Source organism: Streptomyces sp. NPDC002785, from assembly GCF_040295565.1.
Classification (GTDB): domain Bacteria; phylum Actinomycetota; class Actinomycetes; order Streptomycetales; family Streptomycetaceae; genus Streptomyces.
Map to the genome: position 1 here is coordinate 1 of NZ_JBEOVN010000437.1, position 1258 is coordinate 1258.

The 1258-nt window shown below is 65.3% G+C and carries 2 protein-coding genes; both read right to left on the reverse strand.

All coding sequences use genetic code 11. The features are described from left to right. Positions 1 to 18: 18 nt before the first annotated feature. On the reverse strand, positions 19 to 801 hold the full coding sequence (locus ABTZ94_RS37595; protein ID WP_351207969.1) for an IS630 family transposase: 783 nt from the start codon (positions 799 to 801) through the stop codon (positions 19 to 21). Next, entirely contained in the window at positions 690 to 1160 is a 471-nt protein-coding gene (locus ABTZ94_RS37600) for a helix-turn-helix domain-containing protein (RefSeq protein ID WP_351207971.1), read from the reverse strand. The genes ABTZ94_RS37595 and ABTZ94_RS37600 overlap by 112 nt, the downstream gene beginning before the upstream one ends. Positions 1161 to 1258 lie beyond the last annotated feature (98 nt).

A 1258-nucleotide genomic window follows, 5' to 3' on the forward strand; every position in this document is an offset into this window, starting at 1 on the left:
GCTAGTAGACTGTCGCGGCTAATTTCTGGGGTAGAGGTGGCGCAGTTTGATGCGTGCGTCGTGGGTGGTGAACTGCCAGTTCACCTGACGCTGGTCGGTGTTGGTGGCCTTCTGCCAGGCTGAGAGTTCGGTGTTGAGGAGGTCGAGGTCTTCGATCCGGCGGTCGAGGCATTGCCGGGTCAGCGCGGAGAGTTCGATCTCGGCGATGTTGAGCCATGACCCGTGCTTGGGCGTGTGGTGGATCTCGAGGCGTTGGGCCAGGGCGAAGGCTTCTTCTGGTTCGAATGCCTCGTACAGTGAGGCGATGCCGTGGGTGTTGAGGTTGTCCATCACCAGCACCACGGCCTCAGCGTCGGGGTAGTCCACACTCAGCAACTGCTTGACCTGGCCGGCCCAGTCGATCCGGGTCCGCTGGGACAGTGCCTGAACGCGACGCCACCCGCGCAGGGGTTCGACCCACACGAAGATCGAGCATGTGCCGCAGCGGATGTACTCGCTGTCCTGGCAGGCGTCGTGACCGGGGCGGGCCGGGAGCGGGTCGCGGGCATGGGCGAGGAGCTGGTAGGGCTTCTCGTCCATGCATACCACCGGACGTGCCGGGTCGTAGGGCCGGGCATAGACGGCCAGCACGTCTTCCATCCGGGCCGCGAACTCCGCGTTCGCTCGCGGTGGGATGGTCCAGCACTTCTTCAGATGAGGACGCAGTTCCGTTTTTTTAAGACCCGCCCGATGGTGGAGTGGTCCAGGTCGGGGATGTCCTCGGCCAGCGCGACGTGCTTCTCCAGCAGCCGCAGCGACCACCGGGTATGGCCCTGGGGTGGCTGTGAGCACGCCATCGCGATCAGCCGGGCTTCGACCTCGCCGGTCACCGGCGAGGGCACCGGCGGCAGCTCACGCTTCTTCCGCGCGATCGTGGCGTGCACATCGCCACCGGTCTCAGCGAAACGCTTGGCAACCAGCCGCAACGTCTCACCCGAGACCCCCACCCGGGCCGCGATCACCTCCTGCGAGCCGATCTCGCCCGCAGAGGTGTCGAGCGCGAGCAGCACCCGCGCCCGCCTTATCACCGAGGCCGGATGAACCCCCGTCGTGGTCACCCGGACCAACTCTTCACGCTCAGCCGCGGTCAGTACCACCGGCCTCTTCTTCTGCGAACCCATCACACCACCCCTGTCCGGCAGAACGGAAGAAGGATCTGCCAGACATCAGCTTCCCAACCAGACAACCCACAGCTAAGCAGCGACGCACTACTAGTGCC